Annotated in this window: 18 protein-coding genes; 10 read left to right on the top strand and 8 right to left on the bottom strand. The window is 68.9% G+C overall.

The window, feature by feature from the left end; all coding sequences use genetic code 11:
- The first annotated feature begins 142 nt into the window (after window positions 1-142).
- A complete protein-coding gene (gene dnaE, locus FOH10_RS08640; protein WP_051037125.1) occupies window positions 143-3,640 on the top strand; it encodes a DNA polymerase III subunit alpha in 3,498 nt (1,165 codons plus the stop codon).
- Between the two features lie 21 nt (window positions 3,641-3,661).
- Here dnaE and FOH10_RS08645 read toward each other — a convergent pair whose 3' ends face one another.
- Complete coding sequence (locus FOH10_RS08645) at window positions 3,662-4,306, bottom strand: MspA family porin (RefSeq protein ID WP_244961800.1); 645 nt, start codon at window positions 4,304-4,306, stop codon at window positions 3,662-3,664.
- Window positions 4,307-4,373: 67 nt separating this feature from the next.
- Entirely contained in the window at window positions 4,374-4,589 is a 216-nt protein-coding gene (locus tag FOH10_RS08650) for a hypothetical protein (protein ID WP_143980325.1), read from the bottom strand.
- 85 nt (window positions 4,590-4,674) lie between these two features.
- On the opposite strand from FOH10_RS08650, the gene FOH10_RS08655 reads away from it, so the two are divergent.
- From FOH10_RS08655 to FOH10_RS08665, 3 genes are all read left to right on the top strand, one after another.
- Entirely contained in the window at window positions 4,675-5,109 is a 435-nt protein-coding gene (locus FOH10_RS08655; protein WP_029929211.1) for a nitroreductase family deazaflavin-dependent oxidoreductase, read from the top strand.
- A 157-nt stretch (window positions 5,110-5,266) separates the two neighbouring features.
- Entirely contained in the window at window positions 5,267-6,631 is a 1,365-nt protein-coding gene (gene ilvA, locus FOH10_RS08660; protein WP_143980326.1) for a threonine ammonia-lyase IlvA, read from the top strand.
- A 231-nt stretch (window positions 6,632-6,862) separates the two neighbouring features.
- Window positions 6,863-8,071 (top strand): DUF2235 domain-containing protein, encoded by a 1,209-nt coding sequence (locus FOH10_RS08665; protein WP_143980327.1) that lies wholly within the window; start codon window positions 6,863-6,865, stop codon window positions 8,069-8,071.
- Between the two features lie 84 nt (window positions 8,072-8,155).
- Here the strand turns inward: FOH10_RS08665 and treY are convergent, their stop codons facing one another.
- The 3 genes from treY to FOH10_RS08680 all read right to left on the bottom strand — a co-directional run bounded on the left by treY (window position 8,156) and on the right by FOH10_RS08680 (window position 13,396).
- Window positions 8,156-10,558, bottom strand: coding sequence for a malto-oligosyltrehalose synthase (treY, locus tag FOH10_RS08670; RefSeq protein WP_143980328.1), 2,403 nt, complete (start codon window positions 10,556-10,558; stop codon window positions 8,156-8,158).
- A gap of 11 nt (window positions 10,559-10,569) precedes the next feature.
- Window positions 10,570-12,696 carry a glycogen debranching protein GlgX gene (glgX, locus tag FOH10_RS08675; protein ID WP_425326134.1) on the bottom strand — a complete coding sequence of 709 codons (2,127 nt, stop codon included), beginning with the start codon at window positions 12,694-12,696 and terminating at the stop codon, window positions 10,570-10,572.
- Window positions 12,697-12,844: 148 nt separating this feature from the next.
- Window positions 12,845-13,396: a cupin domain-containing protein gene (locus tag FOH10_RS08680; RefSeq protein WP_143980330.1), complete on the bottom strand. Its 552-nt coding sequence runs from the start codon at window positions 13,394-13,396 to the stop codon at window positions 12,845-12,847.
- 35 nt (window positions 13,397-13,431) lie between these two features.
- Between FOH10_RS08680 and FOH10_RS08685 the strand changes: the two genes are divergently transcribed.
- The gene (locus tag FOH10_RS08685) at window positions 13,432-13,872 is read left to right on the top strand and encodes a MarR family winged helix-turn-helix transcriptional regulator (RefSeq protein ID WP_143980331.1); all 441 of its coding nucleotides are present in this window, start codon (window positions 13,432-13,434) and stop codon (window positions 13,870-13,872) included.
- A gap of 221 nt (window positions 13,873-14,093) precedes the next feature.
- On the opposite strand, the gene FOH10_RS08690 is transcribed toward FOH10_RS08685, so the two are convergent.
- Complete coding sequence (locus FOH10_RS08690; protein WP_244961801.1) at window positions 14,094-15,038, bottom strand: bifunctional helix-turn-helix transcriptional regulator/GNAT family N-acetyltransferase; 945 nt, start codon at window positions 15,036-15,038, stop codon at window positions 14,094-14,096.
- A 157-nt stretch (window positions 15,039-15,195) separates the two neighbouring features.
- Between FOH10_RS08690 and FOH10_RS08695 the strand changes: the two genes are divergently transcribed.
- Window positions 15,196-16,464 carry an adenosylmethionine--8-amino-7-oxononanoate transaminase gene (locus tag FOH10_RS08695; RefSeq protein ID WP_143980332.1) on the top strand — a complete coding sequence of 423 codons (1,269 nt, stop codon included), beginning with the start codon at window positions 15,196-15,198 and terminating at the stop codon, window positions 16,462-16,464.
- Between the two features lie 34 nt (window positions 16,465-16,498).
- On the opposite strand, the gene FOH10_RS08700 is transcribed toward FOH10_RS08695, so the two are convergent.
- The gene (locus FOH10_RS08700) at window positions 16,499-16,810 is read right to left on the bottom strand and encodes a hypothetical protein (protein ID WP_143980333.1); all 312 of its coding nucleotides are present in this window, start codon (window positions 16,808-16,810) and stop codon (window positions 16,499-16,501) included.
- 108 nt (window positions 16,811-16,918) lie between these two features.
- Here FOH10_RS08700 and FOH10_RS08705 point away from each other — a divergent pair, with 108 nt between their 5' ends.
- From FOH10_RS08705 to FOH10_RS08715, 3 genes are all read left to right on the top strand, one after another.
- On the top strand, window positions 16,919-18,073 hold the full coding sequence (locus FOH10_RS08705) for an 8-amino-7-oxononanoate synthase (protein ID WP_143980334.1): 1,155 nt from the start codon (window positions 16,919-16,921) through the stop codon (window positions 18,071-18,073).
- Window positions 18,070-18,753, top strand: a complete 684-nt coding sequence (gene bioD, locus FOH10_RS08710; protein WP_143980335.1) for a dethiobiotin synthase — start codon at window positions 18,070-18,072, stop codon at window positions 18,751-18,753. Before FOH10_RS08705 ends, bioD begins: the two co-directional genes overlap by 4 nt.
- A 463-nt stretch (window positions 18,754-19,216) precedes the next feature.
- Entirely contained in the window at window positions 19,217-20,344 is a 1,128-nt protein-coding gene (locus FOH10_RS08715) for an alpha/beta fold hydrolase (protein ID WP_143980336.1), read from the top strand.
- A gap of 9 nt (window positions 20,345-20,353) precedes the next feature.
- Here the strand turns inward: FOH10_RS08715 and FOH10_RS08720 are convergent, their stop codons facing one another.
- Window positions 20,354-20,938 (bottom strand): TetR/AcrR family transcriptional regulator C-terminal domain-containing protein, encoded by a 585-nt coding sequence (locus FOH10_RS08720; RefSeq protein ID WP_029929182.1) that lies wholly within the window; start codon window positions 20,936-20,938, stop codon window positions 20,354-20,356.
- A gap of 108 nt (window positions 20,939-21,046) precedes the next feature.
- Here FOH10_RS08720 and bioB point away from each other — a divergent pair, with 108 nt between their 5' ends.
- Window positions 21,047-22,060, top strand: a complete 1,014-nt coding sequence (bioB, locus tag FOH10_RS08725; RefSeq protein WP_029929181.1) for a biotin synthase BioB — start codon at window positions 21,047-21,049, stop codon at window positions 22,058-22,060.
- Window positions 22,061-22,124 lie beyond the last annotated feature (64 nt).

Genomic DNA, 22,124 nt, shown 5'->3' on the forward strand with positions numbered 1-22,124 from the left:
CCACGACACGCCGCGCGGCACGCCGTATCACCAGTCGCGACGTGTGGCGGAGTCAAAACCTGTCGGAGGGGACGCTTAGTATGTCTGCGTGTCAGCCTCGTCGGGTTCCTTCGTGCATCTCCACAACCACACCGAGTACTCGATGCTCGACGGCGCGGCGAAGATCACGCCACTGTTCAAGGAAGCGCATCGCCTCGGCATGTCCGCGGTCGGCATGACCGACCACGGCAATATGTACGGCGCGTCGGAGTTCTACAACACCGCCGTCAAACAGGGCATCAAGCCGATCATCGGCATCGAGGCGTACATCGCGCCCGAATCCCGCTTCAACACCAAGCGCGTGCAGTGGGGCGATCCGTCGCAGAAGAGCGACGACGTCTCCGGTTCGGGCGCCTACACCCATATGACCATGGTCGCGGAGAACGCCACCGGTCTGCGCAACCTGTTCAAGCTGTCGTCGCTGGCCTCGATCGAGGGTCAGCTCGGCAAGTGGGCGCGGATGGACGCCGAGATCATCGCCGAGCACGCCGCGGGCATCATCGCCACCACCGGGTGCCCCTCCGGCGAGGTGCAGACCCGGCTGCGCCTCGGCCAGGAGCGCGAGGCGCTGGAGGCCGCGGCCAAATGGCAGGAGATCTTCGGGCCGGAGAACTTCTTCCTCGAGATCATGGACCACGGCCTGTCCATCGAGCGCCGGGTGCGCGAGGGCCTGCTCATGGTCGGCGAGAAACTGGGCATTCCGCCGCTGGCCACCAACGACTGCCACTACGTGCACGAGTCCGACTCGGCCAACCACGAGGCGCTGCTGTGCATTCAGACCGGCAAGACGCTCTCGGATCCGACCCGCTTCAAATTCGACGGCTCCGGCTACTACCTCAAGTCGGCCGACGAGATGCGTGCCCTCTGGGATGCCGAAGTGCCCGGGGCCTGCGACAACACGGTGCTCATCGGCGAGCGGGTGCAGTCCTACGAGGAGGTCTGGGCGCACCGCGACCGGATGCCGGTCTTCCCGGTGCCCGAGGGCGAGACGCAGGCCAGCTGGCTGCACAAGGAGGTCATGCGCGGCCTGGAGTGGCGCTTCCCGAACGGGGTGCCGCAGGAGTACGTCGACCGCGCGAAGTTCGAACTCGACGTCATCATCCAGATGGGCTTCCCGGCCTACTTCCTGGTGGTCGGCGACCTCATCAAGTACGCCCGCTCGGTCGGCATCTACGTCGGCCCGGGTCGTGGTTCGGCGGCGGGCTCGCTGGTCGCCTTCGCCATGGGCATCACGAATATCGACCCCATCCCGCACGGGCTGCTGTTCGAGCGCTTCCTCAATCCCGAGCGCGTGTCCATGCCCGATATCGATATCGACTTCGACGATCGCCGTCGCGGTGAGATGGTCCGCTACGCCACCGAGAAGTGGGGCAGCGACAAGGTCGCCCAGGTGATCACCTTCGGCACCATTAAGACCAAGGCCGCGCTGAAGGACTCCGCGCGCGTCCAGTTCGGCCAGCCCGGCTTCGCCATCGCCGACCAGATCTCCAAGGCGCTGCCGCCGCCGATCATGGCCAAGGACATTCCGCTCGCGGGCATCATGGATCCCGAGCACGAGCGGTACAAGGAGGCCGCCGAGGTCCGGGAGCTCATCAACACCAACCCGGACGTCAACAAGATCTACGAGACCGCGCGCGGCCTCGAGGGCCTGATCCGCAACGCCGGTGTGCACGCGTGCGCGGTCATCATGTCCAGCGAGCCGCTCACCGACGCCATCCCGGTGTGGAAGCGCCCCCAGGACGGGGCCATCATCACCGGTTGGGACTACCCCAGCTGCGAGGCCATCGGCCTGCTGAAGATGGACTTCCTGGGCCTGCGCAACCTCACCGTCATCGGTGACGCCCTGGAGAACATCAAGGCCAACCGCGGTATCGACATCGACCTCGACACCCTGGCGCTGGAGGACACGGCCACCTACGAACTCCTCGCCCGCGGCGACACCCTCGGCGTCTTCCAGCTCGACGGCGGGGCCATGCGCGATCTGCTGCGGCGCATGCAGCCCACCGGCTTCGAGGACATCGTGGCCGTGCTGGCGCTGTACCGTCCCGGCCCCATGGGCATGAACGCCCACAACGACTACGCCGACCGCAAGAACGGGCGGCAAGAGGTCAAACCCATCCATCCGGAGCTCGAGGAGCCCCTGAAGGACATTCTGCGCGACACCTACGGCCTGATCGTGTATCAGGAGCAGATCATGCAGATCGCGCAGAAGGTGGCCGGGTACTCGCTCGGTCGAGCCGATATTCTGCGCCGCGCCATGGGCAAGAAGAAGGCCGAGGTGCTCGAGGCCGAGTTCGAGGGCTTCGAGAAGGGCATGCTGGAGAACGGCTTCAGCAAGCCCGCCATCAAGGCGCTGTGGGACACGATTCTCCCGTTCGCCGGTTACGCGTTCAACAAATCGCACGCCGCGGGCTACGGTCTGGTGTCCTTCTGGACCGCTTACCTCAAGGCCAACTATCCCGCCGAGTACATGGCCGGTCTGCTCACCTCCGTCGGTGACGACAAGGACAAGGCCGCCGTCTACCTGGCCGACTGCCGCCGCCTGGGCATCCAGGTGCTGCCGCCGGACGTCAACGAGTCCGAGATGGAATTCGCCTCGGTGGGCAACGACATTCGCTTCGGCCTGGGCGCGGTGCGCAATGTCGGCGCGAACGTGGTGGCCTCGATCATCGCCGCGCGCAAGGAGAAGTCGAAGTTCACCGATTTCTCCGACTACCTCAACAAGATCGACGCCATCGCCTGCACCAAGAAGGTCACCGAATCGCTGATCAAGGCGGGCGCATTCGATTCGCTGGGGCATCCGCGCAAGGGCCTGCTGGTGGTGCACTCCGATGCCATCGACGCGGTGATGTCCACCAAGAAGGCAGAGGCCATGGGCCAGTTCGACCTCTTCGGCGGACTCGACGACGGCGACGACTCGGTGGCCAGCGTCTTCAATGTGAAGGTGCCCGACGAGGAGTGGGAGACCAAGCACAAACTCGCCCTGGAGCGGGAGATGCTGGGCCTGTACGTGTCCGGGCATCCGCTCAACGGCGTCGAACACGTGCTCGCGGCGCAGTCGGACACCCAGATCCCGGCCATTCTGGAGGGCGAGGTCAAGGACGGCGCGCAGGTCACCATCGGCGGCATCTTCGCCAATGTCACCCGTCGCGTGAACAAGAACGGCCTGCCCTGGGCGTCGGCGCAACTGGAGGATCTCACCGGTGGTATCGAGGTGCTGTTCTTCCCGCAGTCCTATTCGGTCTTCGGCATGGATGTCACCGAGGACGCCATCGTGCTGGTGAAGGCGCGCGTCTCCGCCCGCGACGACCGGGTCTCGCTCATCGCCAACGACCTGGTGGTGCCGGATCTGTCGGCCATCGGCGTGGAGAAGCCGCTGTCGGTGACCATTCCGACCCGCCTGTGCACGCCGGAGAAGATCGGCAAGCTCAAGCGCGTGCTGACCAGCCATCCGGGCACCGCCGACGTGCATATCCGCCACGTCGGCTCCCGCGACCGCACCACGGTGCTGAAAGTGGCGGACAATCTGCGGGTTTCGCCGTCCTCGGCGCTCATGGGCGATCTCAAGGCGCTGCTGGGTCCGGGCTGCCTGACCGGCTGATCGGCCTATCGGTCCGGCCGGTCACAGCCAGGTGGGGTCGCCGAACACCCCGCCGGAGTCGTCCACCAGCGTCGAGGTCACCTGCATGTACGAGTAGCTGCGGATACTGACCGGACCGGTGCAGCTGTTGACGATGATGTGGAAGTCCCGGGTGATGGCCCACGCGGTATCGCCCGGGACGACCTGCTTCTCGGTGAGTTTCACCTCCTTGACCTCGCCGGGGGCGAGGGTGGCGGTGAGCACCGGGGCCACATAGGTCTGAATGCCGGTCTGGCCGTTGAGGTAGGGGATCGGGTTGGTGCCGCCGGTGCCGACGTCGGGCAGGACATCGTCGGGGTAGATGCTGGAATTGAGCCCCAGCGCACCGTTGTTCAGGTTCACCGCGCAGCCGACGTGGTATCCGGCGACCAGCGTGCCCGTGGCCCCGCCGTCGATGCGGCCGTAGACGGTATTGCTGACCAGTGCCTCACGGGTGGTGCCCACCTGGTTCAGCGGCGGAATCCGATGTACCGACTCGTCCTTGTGTCCGACGGTGAAACTGCCGATCGGTGAGGCGAACACCCGTTCGTGTGGGGGCAGGGGTTGGATATCGGCCCGCGCCACGGGGGCGCCGAGGACCGCGCTGACGGTCAGAGCGAAACAGATGATCCCTGAGCGTGCGACCACCCCACGCAAGGTAGTAGCCGAACGGTATCAAGCCAGGTAGGACACGCTGACCGGGGTGGAATCGTAATCAGCCGCGGGCGCGGCCCACCAGCCAGCGAATGCTCGCGACAGTGGCAGCGGTGAGGACCGCGAGCTGGAGCGATCCGGTGATGAGGGCGAGGACCAGTCCGATCACCAGGGCGGCGGCGAGCGCCTCGAGTTTGTACACCGGCCAGGCCGAGCCCGCGATATCCACGGTCGCGCCGTGGGAGCGCGCCATTCGCGTCGGGTGAACCACTGCCATGTGCTCAGGGTACCCGGCGGTGAAAGTTCGGCCAAGCGAACTTCTTGTCGGGAACATAACAGGACCACCGGCTGTTTGCTCGTGCATGCCACTAACCGGAGAGTACGAACCCAGCACATCCGATTGGGCCCGTGAACAGGCCGAGAAGTATGAGGCATCCGACGGGGCCGAGGCCAACACCATGCAGGGCAAGCCCATCGTCCTGCTGACCACGCGGGGCGCGAAGTCCGGCAAACTCCGTAAGACCCCGCTCATGCGGGTGGAACACAATGGTGAGTACGCGGTCGTCGCCTCGCTCGGCGGCGCACCGAAGCATCCCGTCTGGTACTGGAACATCAAGGCCGATCCGCACGTCGAATTGCGCGACGGCGCGGTGGTGAAGGATTACGACGCCCGTGAGGTCTTCGGTGATGAGCGGGAACAGTGGTGGCAGCGCGCCGCCGAGGTGTGGCCCGACTACAACGAGTACACCAAGAAGACCGACCGGGTGATCCCGGTCTTCGTGCTGACCCCGCGCTGAGCGGACACTCGCACATCCCTCGACGGCCGCCCGGGTGCGTGGACCACGCGCCCGGGCGGTTTGTCGTTTCCCGGCGGTGATCGCGCGCGGTTTCCCGGCGGTGGTCGTGCCCGCTTGGGACCGGTCGCCGAAATCTCGTCGCGACCTGCCCGCTAGCATGGGTCGGGTGTCGAATCCGCTCGAAGTCGCAGAGAAAGTGTCCACGCCGCCGCCCGCATTGACGGCGGACGAGATCGATGCTGCCGCGAAGCGAATTTCCGACATTATCGAGCCGACGCCGTTGCAGCGGATCGCGCGGCTGTCGGCGGCGACGGGTGCCGAGGTCTACCTCAAGCGCGAGGATCTCACGGCGGTGCGCTCCTACAAACTGCGCGGCGCCTACAACCTGATCGTCCAGTTGACCGCCGCCGAACGCCGGGCGGGCGTGGTCACCGCCAGCGCCGGAAATCACGCCCAGGGTGTGGCCTTCGCGTGCCGGGCCATGGGTATCTCGGGTCGCATCTACGTTCCGACCACCACGCCGAAGCAGAAGCGCGACCGCATCCGCGTGCACGGCGGCGAATACGTCGATCTCATCGCCGTCGGCGACACCTACGACGCCGCCGCGGCCGCTGCGGCCGCCGATGTGGAGCGCACCGGCGCGACCATGGTTCCCCCCTTCGACGATCCGCGCACCGCGGCCGGGCAGGGCACCATCGCCGCCGAATTCCTGGAGCAACTGGGCAGCGCCCCCGATCTGGTGATCGTGCCGGTGGGCGGCGGCGGCTGCCTCGCCGGTGTCGGCACCTATCTGCGGGAGCGGTCGCCGAGCACCGCGATCCTGGGGGTGGAACCGTCCGGGGCCGCCTCCATGACCGCCGCCATGGTGGCGGGCGGCCCGGTCACCCTGCCCGAGATCGATCCCTTCGTGGATGGGGCGGCGGTGCGCCGTATCGGCGCGGTGCCGTATCAGGCGGTGTCGCGGTTCGGCGGCCGGGTGCGTTCGCACGCCTCGCTGCCACTGCTCACCACCACCGAATCCCTGCCCGGCGCAGGGCATTTCCGCATGATGCAGGTCGACGAGGGCGCCATCTGCACCACCATGCTGGAGCTGTACCAGAACGAGGGCATCGTGGCCGAACCGGCCGGGGCGCTGTCGGTCTCGGCGCTGTCGGTCGTCGACATCGAACCCGGGTCCACGGTGGTGTGCCTGCTCTCGGGCGGCAACAACGACGTGTCGCGCTACGGCGAGGTGATCGAGCGATCGCTGGTGCACCAGGGGCTGAAGCACTATTTCCTGGTGGACTTCCCGCAGGAGCCGGGGGCGCTGCGGCGTTTCCTGGACGAGGTGCTCGGCCCGGAGGACGACATCACCCTGTTCGAATACGTCAAGCGCAACAACCGGGAGACCGGTGCGGCGCTGGTCGGCATCGAACTGGGCGCTCCCGACGCGCTGGGGCCGCTGCTCAAGCGCATGGAGGCATCGCCCATCCAGGGTGAGCGGCTGGAGCCGGGCTCACCCGCCTACCGCTACCTCACCTGAGCCCCACCCGAATTCGAACGTCCAGGCCCCGAGTCGATCACGGCTCGGGGCCGTCTCTTTCCGGTCGGCTCTTTTCCGGTTCGCCGCGCGGCGGGCGGCGGCGTATCGCAGAATGTAGGCCGTCATTCCCGGGGGATTGTCACGGGGTTAACGGGGGTTCGGGGGCGTCGCGATGATTCGAGTAGTCGACTACGCACGAAACCGAACGTCCTGGGCGGGAGGATACGTTCCATGAAACGGCTCGTAGTGTGCTGTGACGGCACCTGGAAGGCCGAGTCCGACGACACGGTCTCCAATATCGTGAAAATCGCGCAGACAGTGCGCATCACCGGTACCGACAAGAGCGGGAGCACCGTGGGCCAGCGGGTGTTCTACGTCTCCGGTCCCGGTGCCGGGGGATTCACCTCGGATCGGCTGCTGGGCGGGGCGTTCGGACTCGGTCTGGAGGCCAATCTGTGGTCGGCGTACTGGCAGGTGGCGCTGAACTGGAAGCCGGGCGACGAGATATTCATCTTCGGGTTCAGCCGCGGTGCGTACACCGCGCGCAGTCTCGCCGGAATGATCACGCGGCTGGGCATTCTCACCGATGAGGCCATGATCTGCGGTAGGTACCGCGATGCCCAGCGCATCTACAAGCAGCGCAAGAAGCATATCGACGATCCGGATCCGCCCGAGTGGGAACGCTTTCGGAAGCGCTACGCGTATCCGGAACGACCGAAGATCAACTTCCTCGGCGTGTTCGATACCGTTGGGGCCATGGGCATTCCGGGTGTCACCGCCTGGCGGCATCGCTTCCACGATGTGCGGCTGTCCAGTGTGGTGCACTGCGCCCGCCAGGCCCTCGCCATCGACGAACGCCGCCGCGCCTTCGAACCGTGCCTCTGGGAGATCCCCGTCGAACTGGGCGAGAAGTATCGCCGCACCGACCGCGTGAAACAGGTCTGGTTCGAGGGCGTGCACAGCGATATCGGCGGCGGCTACCCCGAATGCGGCCTCTCCGACACCACCCTGCACTGGATGATCCGCGAGGCCGAGGCCGAGGGCCTGGAATTCGACCACGACCGGCTGCGCTCCCTCATGAGCCACTGCGTCCCCGTCGAGCACCACAAACGCCACGACTCCCTGGGCCTGGGCTTCCGCATCCTGAACTACGTCCGCCTGGTCCGGAAATGGCGCACGCCCCGCTTCTACTGGGACTCCTGGCGCAAACTCCTGCACCACACCGACCGGAGTGTCTACTTCGCCTCCACGGTCCGCCTCCGCGACGGCTACACCCCTGACAACCTGCGCCGTTGGCTGCTCGATCACGGTGGCGCAGCGAACACGATTCCGGCGGATCTGGTCGAACCCATCGACCTACCGCCCGCCCCGGCGCCGACCTACACCGCGAACGGCGACACCGCCGACCGCGGAGCGGAGAAACTACCTGCACCGGCTTGACCGAGCGATGGCAGGGCACCCTGACGGTGCCGTCCGAGGTCGCCCGCGGTACTCGAACAGTCCCTCCTCGGCCCAGCCTGTACGTCAGCGCACCAACAGGGCCACCGGGAGTCGGGCGAAGAGCTTCTCCAGGCGGGCGCGGCCGGAGAAGGTGTGGCCGGTGAGGCGGTCGGTCCAGTCACCCTGCGGGAGGTCGAGAACCGTATCGGTCCAACCGGTTTCGGCCAGCGCCACACTGTGGCGGGTGGCGGCGACGATGACCTCGGGAGGTTCGCCGCGGCGGCCGCGGGCGTAGGCGATGAGGCGCTGGGCGTGGTCGCCGGTGGCGAACAGCGGGGTGTAGGTGCCGCCGACGAAGCATTCGGGGCGTTCGCGGCGCAACCACAGGGCGTAGGCGACGATCCACATCTTGGCCGCTCCGGATGGGTCGAGATCCGGTGTGCCGGTGAGGGATTGCAGCAGCAGATTGCGGTGGTTGAAGTCGACGGGGCGGCGGTTGTCGGGATCGACGAGGGAATCCTCCCACAATTCGCAGCCCTGGTAGACGTCCGGGATACCCGGGCCGCCGAGTTGCAGCAGCTTCTGCGCCAGCGAGTCCGACCAGGCGTGCGGGGCCAGATCGGCCACCAGATCCCCGAGTTCGGCGCCGACCGGGCCGTCGATCACGGTGTCGATCCACTGGTGCACCGCCTGCTCGAACTCGATATCCGGTTCCTCCCAGGAGGTTCGGGTACCGGCCTCGCGCATCGCCTTCTCCGCGAACAGGTGCAGCCGATCGCGCAGCCCGGGTACGGTGGCGGCCGGGCGGCCGTCGGCGGGCCAGACGCCGAACATGTTCTGCAGCAGGAACAGGGTGGTCGCGCCGTCGGGGCCGGGTGCGATCTCGTCCCAGGCGGTCACCGCCTGCGCCCAGGTGTCGGCCACCTGCGACAGCACCCCGATGCGGGCGCGCACATCCTCACCGCGTTTGGTGTCGTGCGTGGACAGTGCGGTCATACCGGCGGGCCAGCGCGTCGCGCGCTCGGCGTTGGCGAGGTGGAATTCGATGGGCGAGCAGCCGAAGCGCACCGGATCGGCGCCCATCTCCTGGAGCGACACCAGCCGGGCCGCCCGGTAGAACATGGTGTCCTCCACCGCTTTCGCGGTGATCGCCCCGCCCACCTGATGAAAGCGCGTGGCCGCCTCGCCGCCCACCGCCAGCGCCGTCACCAGCACCTGCAGCGGCGTGGTCAGTTCGCTGTTGCGCCGTGCCACCTCGGCCACCACCGCGCCCACCATCCCGGCCAGCGGCGCGTAGTCGGTGCGGTACACCGGCATGAACGACAGCACCTCGATGGTGGCGTTGGTCAGCGCCATGGTGTCGCAGGTCTCGGCCTTGGCGTCGCGCTTGATCGCCGCCACCAGCCGCCGCATCTCCGGCACCAGCATGGTCTCGGCCACCGCGCGTTTGATGCGGTGCTCCTGCTCGGTGAACCAGGCGCGGTCGCTGCCGTGCCCGGTGAACTGCCTGGACAGTTCGGTCAGCGCCGGCTCGCCGTCCGGATCGAGCAGCACGCCGCCGAGGTCGGCGAGCGCGTCGTAGCCGGTGGTGCCGTCGATGGGCAGGGTGGCGTCCAGTGGTTCGCGATTGGACAGCACCTTCTCCACCAGCAGCAGCCGCTGCGGTCCGATGAGTCGCCGCAGCCGGGTCAGATACTCCGTGGGCCGGGCCAGTCCGTCCGGATGGTCGACTCGCACGCCGTCGATGAGATCGTGTTCGCACCAGGCGGCCAGCTCCCGATGGGTGGCGTCGAAGACGGCGGTCTCCTCCTGCCGCACCGCCGCCAACCCGCCGACGGTGAAGTAGCGCCGATATCCGCACAGCCCGGACTTCCAGGTGACCAGCCGATAGTGCTGTTTGTCGTGCGTGCGCAGCGCGTTCTCGCCGTCGGTGCCGGGCGCGATGGGGAAACGCAGATCACGCAGCGACAGCATGGGTTCGGGCCCGGTGCGGTCCACGCTCAGCGCCGCCACATCGGTCTCCCCGGCCAGTACCGGCAGCGCGATCCGGCCGCCCGCACCATTGCCGGTACTCCAGTCGATATCGAAGTAGTGCGCGTACGGGGACTGTTTGCCGTTGCGCAGCACATCCCACCACCACGGGTTCTGCCGTGGATCGGCCACACCCACGTGGTTGGGCACCAGATCCACGATCAGGCCCATGCCGCGCCCGCGCACCTCGTCGGAGAGCGCCTTGAAACCGGCCGGGCCGCCCAGCGCCGCCGAGACCGTGGTGGGGTCGGTGACGTCGTAGCCGTGGGTGGAGCCGGGCATGGCGGTCAGGACGGGGGACAGGTACAGATGCGAGATCCCCAGCTGCTGCAGGTATTCGGCGATGGCGCGGGCGTCGGCGAAGGTGAGCGCGTCCGGTCGCAGCTGCAGCCGGTAGGTGCTGCGCACGGGGGTGCGCCGGGCGATGGCGTCGGTGCTGTGTTCAAGGCTGGTCATGGCTGTATCGATCATGCAGTACGGCGGAGGACGAGCAGGCAGCGTGCGGGGACTTCCACGGGTGTGCGGGCGTGGTATACGCGGTCGGGTGGGGCTCCGGTCGGGGTCGAACAGTCCAGCGCCACAGTCCATTCGGCGCCGTGGTCCGGGTCGGGCAGGGTGCAGGGCAGGGGTTCGTCGTGGGCGTTGAAGCACAGCAGGAACGAATCGTCGGTGATGCGTTCCCCGCGCGGCCCGGGTTCGGCGATGGCGTCGCCGTTGAGGAAGACGGTCAGCGACCGTCCGAAGCCGTTGTCCCAGTCGGCGGCGGTCATCTCGGTGCCCTCGGAGGTGAACCAGCCGATATCGCCGGGATGGGCGTGTTCGGGGGCGGGGCGGCCGTCGAAGAAGCGCCGCCGCCGGAACACCGGATGCGCGGTGCGCAGCGCGACGGCGCGGCGGGTGAAGGCGAGCAGATCGGCATTCGTGCGCATGAGCGACCAATCCATCCAGGACAGCTCGGAATCCTGACAGTAGGCATTGTTGTTGCCGCGCTGGGTGCGACCGAATTCGTCGCCGTGCAGCAGCATCGGCGTGCCCTGGGACAGCAGCAGCGTGGCGAGCAGATTGCGCTGCTGCCGGGCGCGCAGTGCGAGCACGGCGGGATCGTCGGTCTCGCCCTCCACCCCGCAGTTCCAGGAGCGGTTGTAGGTTTCGCCGTCGCGGTTGCCCTCGCCGTTGGCCTCGTTGTGTTTCTCGTTGTAGGACACCAGGTCCGCGAGGGTGAAACCGTCGTGCGCGGTGACGAAGTTGATGGACGCGCCGGGGCGGCGGCCGGTGGTCTCGTACAGGTCCGAGGAGCCGGTCAGCCGGGAGGCGAACTCGCCCAGGGTCGCCGGTTGTCCGCGCCAGTAATCCCGCACGGTGTCACGATATTTGCCGTTCCATTCGGTCCACAGCACCGGGAAGTTGCCGACCTGATAGCCGCCCTCGCCGACGTCCCAGGGTTCGGCGATGAGTTTGACCTGGCTGACCACCGGATCTTGGTGCACCAGGTCGAAGAAGGTGGACAGCCGGTCCACATCGTGCAGTTCGCGCGCCAGGGTGGCGGCCAGGTCGAAGCGGAACCCGTCGACGTGCATGTCGAGCACCCAGTAGCGCAGCGAATCCATGATCAGTTGCAGGGTGTGCGGATGGCGGACGTTGAGGCTGTTCCCGGTGCCCGTGTAATCCATGTAGTGCTGCGGATTGTCGTCCACGAGACGGTAGTAGGCGGCGTTGTCGATGCCACGGAAGCCGATGGTGGGCCCGAATTCGTTGCCTTCGGCGGTGTGGTTGTAGACCACGTCCAGGATGACCTCGATACCGGCGGCGTGCAGGGCGCGCACCATGGCCTTGAACTCGGTGACGGCCGCACCCGGGGCCGGGTTGGCGGCGTACTCGTGATGCGGGGCCAGATAGCCGAAGCTGTTGTAGCCCCAGTAGTTCCGCAGGCCGCGATCCAGCAGCACGCGGTCCTGGAGGAACTGGTGCACCGGCATGAGTTCGACGGCGGTGACGCCGAGGCCGCGCAGATGGTCGACGATGGCCGGATGCGCCATCCCGGCGTAGGTGCCGCGCAGTTCCGGCGGCACCTCGGGGTGGGTGACGGTCATGCCCTTGACATGGGCCTCGTAGATGACCGTCTCGTGGTAGGGGCGTTTGGGCGAGCGGTCGTCGGCCCAGTCGAAGTACGGGTTGATCACCACGCCGGTCATGGTGTGGCCGAGGGAGTCCCGGCCCGGCGTGTACGGGGCGGGATGGCTGTCGAATTGCCCGTCGAATGCCTTGCCGTAGGGGTCGAGCAGCAGTTTGCTCGGATCACAGCGCAGTCCGCGCTCGGGTTCGAACGGCCCGTGCACCCGGAAACCGTAGCGCTGGCCGGGGCCGATGGCGGGCACGTAACAGTGCCACACGTACCCGTCCACCTCGTCGAGCGGAATCCGCTGCTCGCGGTCGCGGTCGTCGATGAGGCACAGTTCGACCCGCTCGGCCACCTCGGAGAACAGCGAGAAATTGGTGCCCGCGCCGTCGTAGGTCGCGCCCAGGGGGTACGCGGTGCCCGGCCAGACGCCCAGTGGCGTGCGGTCCGGAGTGGCGGAGGACGACGGCATAGCCATGACAGTATCGGCCGGAGCCGGGCCGGTGGTGTGGTGGGCTCCGCTGCCGCGCGGGGGATCGGCGTGGCTCGCCGCGCGGTCGGCGCACGACGGGGCGCGGGTTGTCCGGCCGTCCCGGTGCGCCGGGTGTTCGCTCGGTGGCGCCCGGCTACTGTGTCGCGGCGGCCGACGTGCGCAGCCAGCGGCGTTCGTAGCCGAGGGCGCGGGCGAGGCGGGCCAGGCCGCCGAGGACGGTGCGCTGGAGTCGCGGCGGGATGCCCCCGAGATAGCCGTCCTGGTAGTCCCACAGCAGGGCGAGGGCCAGTGGGTCGCGGGGGACGCGGCCGGCCACGGTGGTCTTTCCGGCGGCGTCGAGTGCGTGCCAGAGTTCGAACATGGCCCAGTGGTGCAGTGGCGGGCGGATCTCGTGGTCGATCTCGGTGTCGGGGGCCTCGTTCCAGGACTCGTGCACCACCCCGGCGGGTGCGACGGCCGAATCGCCCTGCCGCGCGATCACTTCCGTGCCGTCGATGCGGAAGCGCAGCGCGCCTCGGCGCACCGTCCACCGTTCGGCGAGGGTGGGGTGCCAGTGCGGTCCCGCCTGGCGGCCGGGGGTGGGCAGCAGATGGCGCAGCCGCAGATAGGGGCCGTGCTCATCGGTGCCCTCCGCGACGAGGGTGACCCGGTGGCCGTTGCGGAATGTGAGTGTGCGCTCGTCCATTCCTCAATTACAAAGGTACCCTTCATAATATGTCAATGCCCGAACCGTCCGTATCGCCGGAGTCCATCCTGAAACTGCTGGTCCGCACCACCCGTGCCGTCGAAGACGAGCTCAACCGCGCACTGCGCGCCGAACTCCACCCCGACCTGCGCCCCGCCCACTACGCGGTGTTCCGCCACTTCGAGCCCGAGGGATCGCGCGTCACGGCCCTCGCCGACGCCGCCGGCATGACCCAGCAGTCCATGGGCGAACTCGTCACCCACCTGGAGCGCTGCGGCTACGTCACCCGGACCGTCGACCCCGCCGACGGCCGCGCCCGCCTGGTCGTCCTCACCGCCTCGGGCCGCGCCGCCCTCGCCACCGCGGCCCGGCGACTCGCCGAGATCGAAGCCCGCCTGTCCGACGCCCTGGGCGACAGCGGTTTCGCCGAACTCCGCCGCCAACTCGACCGCGCCCGCGCCGCCGTGACGGGGTGACGCCTTGCCACGCAGGCGGTTGGCGTATCGGCCGGTTGGTGTGCTGCCCGGCGGAAGTGCTGACGCTCCGAAGCCTTGACGCCGGACGGGTCGCCAGGCACCCCGGCTCGCTGGCGGTCAGTGCACCGGGCGTGCGAAGGAGTCGATGGTCGACCAGCCCGCATCCGGGGCGGACGATGCGGCGGTCGTGGCGTGCTGCGTGGCGGGGGGTATGTCCGGTGTCAGGGAGTCAGTACGCGCCGCCAGGTCTGGCCGATCAGGTCCACGCCGAAGCTGTGGTGCGGATTCGACTCCACCGGTTCGAATCCCGCGCGTTCGTAGATGCGGCGGGCGGCGGTGAGGACGTCGTTGGTCCACAGCACGATCTCGCGGTAGCCGGCCGCGCGGGCGAAGGTGAGGCACGCGTCCACCAGGGCGGTGCCGACGCCGAGGCCGCGGGCGCCGGGTTCCACCAGCAGCAGGCGCAGGCGGGCGGTAGCGTCGGAGTCGCGCATGCAGTACACCGCGCCGAGCGGTTCGCCGTCGCGGTCGGCGATCCAGGCCCGTTCCCGCTGCGGGTCATGGATTTTCAGATAGTCGGCGACAATGCGGGCGACGAGAGCCTCGTAGTCGGCGTTCCAGCCGTATTCGGCGGCGTAGAGCACGGCATTGCGGTGGACGACCCAGCCGTGGTCGCCGGGGCCGGGGGCGCGCAGCGTGAACGCCGGTGCGTCCGAGGCGGGTTCGAGGATGTGCTCGATGGTGCGCATGGCCGCGATCAGCCGTTCGCGGTCGGCGGCCGGAACGTCGGCGAGCAGTGCGGCGGTATCGCGGCTGGAGCGGTTGTCGAGATCGGCGAAGGTGTCCCAGCCGTGGTCGGTGAGTCGCACCTCCTGGATGCGGCGGTCCCGTTCGGCGCGGCGGCGCTCGACAAGTCCGTCGGTCTCGAAGCGGGCCAGGATACGGCTGAGATAGCCGGGGTCCAGGCCGAGGGACCGGCGCAGCGTCACCACTTCCAGGGGGCCGGAATCGGCCAGTTCGAACAGGATTCGCGCCTCGGTGAGCGAGAAGGGGGTGTCCACGAGGCCCTCGCGCAGTACGCCGATCACCCGGGTGTAGCGGCGGTTGAAGGCGCGGACGGCGGCGATCTGCCGCATATCCGGAGCGGTGTCGGTCGAGGTGCGCATCTCGGCTCCAATCCTTTGACTCAGTCAAAGAGTTCTGTCCAGCAGATTACGCCGGGTGGCCGCGTCCTGAAAGGTGCGGTGGTAACTTGAACGGCGTTCAAGCTCGCGCCCGGCGGACTCCGGGGCGGGGCACGACACCTGGCGAAGGACCGCACCCGTGGCACTGACCCCCGACGAGATCACCGCCCTCGACGCCGCCCATGTCTGGCATCCCTACGGCGGCTTCCCGGCCACCACCGAACCCCTGGTGGTCGAATCCGCCGCCGGCACCCGCCTCACCCTCGCCGACGGCCGGGAACTGGTGGACGGCATGAGCTCGTGGTGGGCGGCGGTGCACGGCTACCGGCATCCGGTGCTGGACGCGGCGCTGCTGGCCCAGTCGCGCCGGATGAGCCACATCATGTTCGGCGGCCTCACCCACGAACCTGCCGCGCGGTTGACCCAACTGCTCGTCGAGCACACACCCGCGGGGCTGGACAAGGTGTTCCTCTGCGATTCCGGATCCGTCTCGGTCGAGGTCGCGGTGAAGATGTGCCTGCAGTACTGGCGCGCGCGTGGCCGCCCGGGCAAACACCGGCTGCTCACCTGGCGCGGCGGCTACCACGGCGACACCTTCACACCCATGAGCGTGTGCGATCCCGAGGGCGGCATGCACGCGCTGTGGACCGACGTACTCACCCCGCAGCATTTCGTCCCGGCCCCGCCGCGCGACTACGAGCCCGACTACGTCGCCGAACTCGAGCGCGCCCTCGCCGCGCACGCCGACGAACTGGCCGCCGTCATCGTCGAACCGGTCGTCCAGGGTGCGGGCGGCATGCGCTTCCACGACCCCCGATACCTCACCGACCTGCGCCGCCTCTGCGACGAACACGGCATCCTGCTGATCTTCGACGAGATCGCCACCGGATTCGGCCGCACCGGAACGCTTTTCGCCGCCGACCAGGCGGGCGTGCGCCCGGATGTGCTGTGCGTGGGCAAGGCGCTCACCGGCGGCTACCTGACCCTGGCCGCGGCGCTGTGCACCGCCGAGATCGCCGAAACCCTCAGTGCCGCACACGGGGGGCTCATGCACGGGCCGACCTTCATGGGCAACCCGCTGGCGTGCGCGGTCGCCGTCGCCTCCATCGAACTGCTGCTGTCGCGGGACTGGCGCGGCGAGGTCGGCCGCATCGAGGCCGAACTGCGGGCCGGGCTCGCGCCCGCCCGCGACCTCCCCGGGGTCGTGGAGGCGCGGGTGCTCGGCGCGATCGGCGTCATCGAACTCGACCACCCCGTCGACATGCGCAAGGCCACCCACGCCGCCGTGGACGCCGGAGTGTGGTTGCGGCCCTTCCGTAATCTGATCTACTGCATGCCGCCGTTCATCAGCACCACCGAGGACGTGCGCCGGATCACCGCCGCCATGCTGGCTGCGGCCGCCGCCTGAGCGGTGGTCAGCGCCGGTCGGTGATTCGCGCTGATCAGTGGTTGGCGCGGCGTTCCCGCAGCCGCTCCTGCTCCTCGCTGTCCGACAGCACCTCCCACACCCGGAACAGACAGTGGAAATCGTCGGACCAGCCGCGGGCGATGAGCATGTAGTTGTCGCCGTCGCGCAGCACGGTGCGACGGCTGACCAGCTTGGGGTGGTCCGGAACGAATTTGCCGACCAGTTCCGACAACTTGGCCACGGCCTGTTCCCGGGTTCCGACCACCTCGGCGAGCACCTTGGGGGACCAGATCCTGTTCTCTCCGAAGCCGGTTGTCTGTTCGACCACTATTGCCCAACGTGGCATACATCTCTCCTACCTCGGTTTCCCAGGATAGCGACGTCGGGCCGCGGGTATGGCCGATCCGACCCGCTCCACCCCACCCTGAACGGTGTTCAAGTATGCTGCGGAGCTGTGAGTGTCGATCCCTTGCGATGGTTGGACGAACGCGCCGCGGAACGGGTGCGCGCCGGGCTGCGCCGCGAACTGCGGCCGCGCGTGTCCGAGGGCGCGGCCATCGACCTGGCCTCCAACGACTACCTCGGGCTCACCCGGCATCCAGAGGTGATCGAGGGCGCGGTCGCGGCGGTGCGGCGCTGGGGCGCGGGTGCCACGGGTTCGCGGCTGGTGACCGGCACCACCGCCGAACACGAACTGCTGGAAACCGAACTCGCCGAATTCGTCGGCGCACCGGCGGGATTGGTGTTCGCCTCCGGTTACGCCGCCAATCTGGGCGTGGTCACCGCGCTGGCCGGTCGCGGTGCGCTGGTGGTGTCGGATGCGGGCAGCCACGCCTCGCTGGTGGACGCCTGCCGTCTGTCGCGGGCACGGGTCGAGATCGCCCCGCACCGCGACGTGGACGCCGTGGACCGGCTGCTGGCCCGGCGCGTCGAGGAACGCGCCCTGGTGCTCACCGATTCGGTCTTCAGCGCCGACGGCGATCTCGCGCCGCTGCGGGAACTGCACCGCGTCACCCGCGCCCGGGGCGCGGTCCTGGTGGTGGACGAGGCGCACGGACTCGGCGTGCGCGGCATGGGCGGTCGCGGGCTGGTGCACGAATGCGGGCTGGCGGGCGAACCGGATCTGGTGATCACCGCGACGCTGTCCAAGGCCCTGGGCGCGCAGGGCGGTGCGGTCCTCGCCAGCGAGCGGGTGCGCGCCCACCTCATCGACTCCGCCCGGACGTTCATCTTCGACACCGGACTCGCCCCCGCCGCCGTCGGAGCCGCCCGCGCCGCCCTGGGCGTCCTGCGCCGCGACCCCGCCCTGGCCGGTCGGGTACTCGACCGGGCAGCCGACCTGGCCCGGATCGCCGGTGTGGCACAACCCGATTCGGCCGTGGTGTCGGTGGTGCTCGGCGAGGCGCAACTCGCCTACGACGCCGCCGTCGCCTGCCGAGACCGGGGCCTGAGCGTCGGCTGCTTCCGCCCGCCCTCGGTCCCCGAGGGCACCTCACGGTTGCGCCTCACCGCCCGCGCAGACCTCACCCCCGCCGAACTCGACACCATCGCAACGGTTCTCGGCGAGGTGCTGGCGCGGGCGCGCGGACAGCAGACGGTTCCGGCATGAGCGTTCTCTTCGTAACCGGCACGTCCACCGATGTCGGCAAGACCATGGTCACCGCCGCGCTGGCGGCGACCGCACGCGCGGCCGGGGCGCGGGTGGCGGTGTGCAAGCCCGCCCAAACCGGGGTCGCGCCAGGCGAACCCGGTGACCTGGCCGTCGTCGAACGACTCAGCGGGGTCACCCGCACCCTGGAACTGGCGCGCTATCCCGATCCGCTGGCCCCCGATACCGCCGCGCGCCGCTGCGGCCGGCCGCTGCTGACCCTCGCCGATACGGCGGCGGCGGTGGAATCGCTGGCCGACGCCGATCTCACCCTGGTGGAGGGTGCGGGTGGCCTGCTGGTGCGGATGGGCGAATTCACCCTGCTCGACCTGGCGCAGCAGCTCGGCGCACCGGTGCTGCTGGTGGCCGCCGCCGGGCTGGGCACCCTGAACCACAGCGAATTGACCACGCGCACACTGGCGTCGGCGGGTGTCCCGTGCGCGGGCCTGGTCATCGGCGCTTGGCCGGACGAACCCGACCTCGCCGCCACCTGCAATCGCGCCGACCTGCCCGCCGTCACCGGCGTCGACCTGGTCGGCACCCTCCCCTCCGGCGTCGGCTCCTGGCCCGCCGCCCGCTTCGCCGCCGCCGCGCCCGACTGGTTCGACGCCGACTGGCGCGCCCGCTACCTGCCCGGCTGAACCGTCGGCACGCGCGGTCCATGGCCTCGGCCCCGACCGGATGGTGTCCGGCTGCCGTGAGTTCGGTCGCGACGCTTGATCCGGAGCGCATTGGTACCGCACCGGCGATCGAGTCGCCGCCACGCGGATCGCGGTAGCCCACGCGCAGTGGGCGGTATCGCTGAGGCGTGGACGTGGGCGCGCGCCGTGGGGCCCGCCACCACGCGTATCACGCGTAGCCCACGCGCGGTGGGCGGTATCGCTGACGCGCGGACGTGGGCGCGCGCCGTGGGGGCCGCCGCCACGGGGGCGGGCTGTGGCACGTGCTCGTGGTGGGGATCGCTGGTGCGCGGTTGACTATGGTGTCGTCGCACGTGGGATCGCCGTCGCCCGCCTGTGATCCCTCGCGTCGTTCGAACTTCGGGGCCGCGGCGGCGCTCCGGCGGTGTGATCACCGGGCGATCCCTGCCTACAGTGGATCGGTATGTGGGCCTATCCACATCCGTCCGGCGCCGCAGAGTACGACGACGAGCGGCGGCGGGCGCGGCTGCGCGAAACCCGATTCGGAACCCGGTGGCGAGAGCGGCGCGGGCTGCGGATCGCGGCCCGGTTCGCGGTGATACCGCTGCTGTTCCTCGCGCTGTTCGCACAGTACTGGCGACTCGATGTCGCCCCCGAGCGGGCGCGGCTGGCCCGCACCGCACCCGCGGTCCTGCCCATCGCCGGGCCCTCCGGCGCGGCGGCGGCCGATACCGCGGTGTTCGATCTGGTCGGTCTGGGCTCGCTCGACGCCACCGACACCGCCCGCGCGCTACCGACGTTGAGCCAGCTCGGTTCGGTGTGGGCGGTGCGCTACGACAACACCGGTATCGACACCAAGGTCATCGCCGATCTCATCGTGCGGGTCACCGAGGCCGCGCACATACCGAAGGTGGTGCTGGCCGGTCACAGTATGGGCGGCGTCATCGCCCTGGAGATCGCGCACCACCTGCACACCGCCAGTTCCCGGCAGGTGCTGGCGGTACTGCTGGACTGCACCCCGATCGACCTGCACGCCGTGCGCCGGGAGAGCCGCGACCAGGGGGAGGAGCTCATGCGCTGGGTGGGCTGGTTCCCCGGTGCGCGCGAGAGCAGGCTGCTGCGGCTGATCGCCGAAACCTATTCCCGCCGTGACCGATATCAGGGCGGTCGCTACGGCATCGAACCCGACGACTTCCGCGAGGCGGTGCGGGATTCGTTGCGCGAGAAGATCCTCACCACCGATGTGGCCAGTACCGGGCTGATCGAATCCCAGTTCAAGGCGATCGTGGCCGGGGGCGCGGTGAACCATCTGCGCGCGCTGGCCGAACCCGCCGACGGCAAACCCCGCCCGGCCATCGTGTTCATCCGCCCTCGAAACCCCTACGCCGACTACATAGTCGACGTCACCTACACCCACCGGGCGCTCATCGACCGGGTGGGCGGCCCGGACGGCACCCTGCTGGTGGTGACCACGCGCACCACCGGTCACGCCAATCCGAAGCAACGCCCGGCCGAGTACAACGCGGTGATCCTGCAACAGATCGTGCCGTTCGTCCGCCTGATCGAACGCACCCCCATGGCATCCGGTTGAGGTCCGGATTCAGCGGATGCGAGTGCCCAGCAGATGTCGCACCCCGCTCACGAACAGTTGCAGCCCGAAGTCGAAACGGGCCGTCGCGTCGGGCGTGTCGTACAGCGGCGAATGCTCGTCGGCCAGCGCGCCCACCGAATCCATCTGCATGCGCGCCTGCTCGTCCACGGTCTGTCCGAGCACGTAGTAGAGCAGGGTGAAGGCCGCGAGATCGGCCTCCTCCCTGGTCATTCCGGCCCGAATGGCCGCACTCGCCATGCGCTCGCGGCCTTTCGAGGTGGTGAGGCGGGAAGCGTAGGTGGCGGAGACCAATTCGGCCCCGTCCCGGTAGGCCAGCAGGCATGAGCGCAGCCGATGCGCCAGTTCACCGAGCTGCCCGGACCATTCGTCGGCGGTCACGGGTTCGTCCATGGGGGCGAGGATGCGGTCGGCCACCGCGCCCAGCAGCGCCTGCTTGTTGGGGAAGTGCCAGTACAGCGCCCCGGGCTGCACATGCAGCGATCCGGCCAGGCGCCGCATGGTCAGATCGGCCAGACCGTACTGGTCCAGAATGGCGATGGCCCCGTCGACCACATCGGTGCGGTGCAGCTGCACGGATAATCCCGACCCTTCGTGTTTCGGCTCACGTTCGCGGCTGCTAGCCTACCCTGAACACCGTTCAAGTTGCTCGGCCGCATCGGCCGGACGAAGGGATTTCGCGCTGTGACCCAGGTAGCCGTCAACACCGATATTCTGGCGATCGCCCGCGAGCAGGTGCTCGAACAGGGCATCGGCCTGACCCAGGAGCAGACCCTCGCGGTGCTGCGCCTCGGCGACGACCGGCTCGAGGAACTGCTCGCCCTCGCCCACGACGTGCGCATGAAGTGGTGCGGTCCCGAGGTCGAGGTCGAGGGCATCATCTCGCTCAAGACCGGCGGCTGCCCGGAGGACTGCCACTTCTGCTCGCAGTCCGGCCTGTTCCAGTCGCCGGTGCGCGCCGCCTGGCTCGACATCCCCAGCCTGGTCGAGGCCGCCAAGCAGACCGCCAAGACCGGAGCCACCGAATTCTGCATCGTGGCCGCCGTACGCGGCCCCGACGAGCGCCTCATGGCGCAGGTCGCCGCGGGCGTGGAGGCCATTCGCAACGAGGTCGACATCCAGGTCGCCTGCTCGCTGGGCATGCTGAGCCAGGAGCAGGTCGACCAGCTCGCCGCCATGGGCGTGCACCGCTACAACCACAACCTCGAGACCGCCAAGTCGCACTTCCCGCAGGTCGTCACCACGCACACCTGGGAGGAGCGCTGGGACACCCTGCGCATGGTGCGCGAGGCCGGGATGGAGGTGTGCTGCGGCGGCATCCTCGGCATGGGCGAATCGCTGGAGCAGCGGGCCGAATTCGCCGCCCAGCTGGCCGAACTGGAACCCGACGAGGTGCCGCTGAACTTCCTCAACCCGCGGCCGGGCACCCCGTTCGGTGATCTGGAGGTGCTGCCCGCCGCCGACGCGCTGCGCGCCGTGGCCGCCTTCCGGCTCGCCCTGCCGCGCACCATCCTGCGCTTCGCGGGCGGTCGCGAGATCACCCTCGGCGACCTGGGCGCCAAGCAGGGCATTCTGGGCGGCATCAATGCCGTCATCGTCGGCAACTACCTGACCACACTGGGCCGTCCCGCCGAGGCCGACCTCGATCTGCTGGGCGAGCTGAAGATGCCGATCAAGGCGCTCAACGAAACCCTGTAGTGCGCATCGCATATCGATTGGGCAACCGCATACCGGGAAGTGGGTGCGCACATGGGTAATGTCG

The sequence above is a fragment of the Nocardia otitidiscaviarum genome, from assembly GCF_007362295.1.
In the GTDB taxonomy this organism is placed as follows: domain Bacteria; phylum Actinomycetota; class Actinomycetes; order Mycobacteriales; family Mycobacteriaceae; genus Nocardia; species Nocardia otitidiscaviarum.

Excerpts from the sequence above, each read along its gene's own strand:
- treY (WP_143980328.1), bottom strand. The coding sequence starts at position 10,558 with ATGACCAGCCTTGAACACAGCACCGACGCCATCGCCCGGCGCACCCCC.
- glgX (WP_425326134.1), bottom strand. The coding sequence starts at position 12,696 with ATGGCTATGCCGTCGTCCTCCGCCACTCCGGACCGCACGCCACTGGGC.
- FOH10_RS08665 (WP_143980327.1), top strand. The coding sequence starts at position 6,863 with ATGAAACGGCTCGTAGTGTGCTGTGACGGCACCTGGAAGGCCGAGTCC.
- FOH10_RS08690 (WP_244961801.1), bottom strand. The coding sequence starts at position 15,038 with ATGCGCACCTCGACCGACACCGCTCCGGATATGCGGCAGATCGCCGCC.
- FOH10_RS08655 (WP_029929211.1), top strand. The coding sequence starts at position 4,675 with ATGCCACTAACCGGAGAGTACGAACCCAGCACATCCGATTGGGCCCGT.
- FOH10_RS08715 (WP_143980336.1), top strand. The coding sequence starts at position 19,217 with ATGTGGGCCTATCCACATCCGTCCGGCGCCGCAGAGTACGACGACGAG.
- FOH10_RS08650 (WP_143980325.1), bottom strand. The coding sequence starts at position 4,589 with ATGGCAGTGGTTCACCCGACGCGAATGGCGCGCTCCCACGGCGCGACC.
- bioD (WP_143980335.1), top strand. The coding sequence starts at position 18,070 with ATGAGCGTTCTCTTCGTAACCGGCACGTCCACCGATGTCGGCAAGACC.
- ilvA (WP_143980326.1), top strand. The coding sequence starts at position 5,267 with ATGGGTCGGGTGTCGAATCCGCTCGAAGTCGCAGAGAAAGTGTCCACG.
- FOH10_RS08680 (WP_143980330.1), bottom strand. The coding sequence starts at position 13,396 with ATGGACGAGCGCACACTCACATTCCGCAACGGCCACCGGGTCACCCTC.
- FOH10_RS08685 (WP_143980331.1), top strand. The coding sequence starts at position 13,432 with ATGCCCGAACCGTCCGTATCGCCGGAGTCCATCCTGAAACTGCTGGTC.
- FOH10_RS08700 (WP_143980333.1), bottom strand. The coding sequence starts at position 16,810 with ATGCCACGTTGGGCAATAGTGGTCGAACAGACAACCGGCTTCGGAGAG.
- dnaE (WP_051037125.1), top strand. The coding sequence starts at position 143 with ATGCTCGACGGCGCGGCGAAGATCACGCCACTGTTCAAGGAAGCGCAT.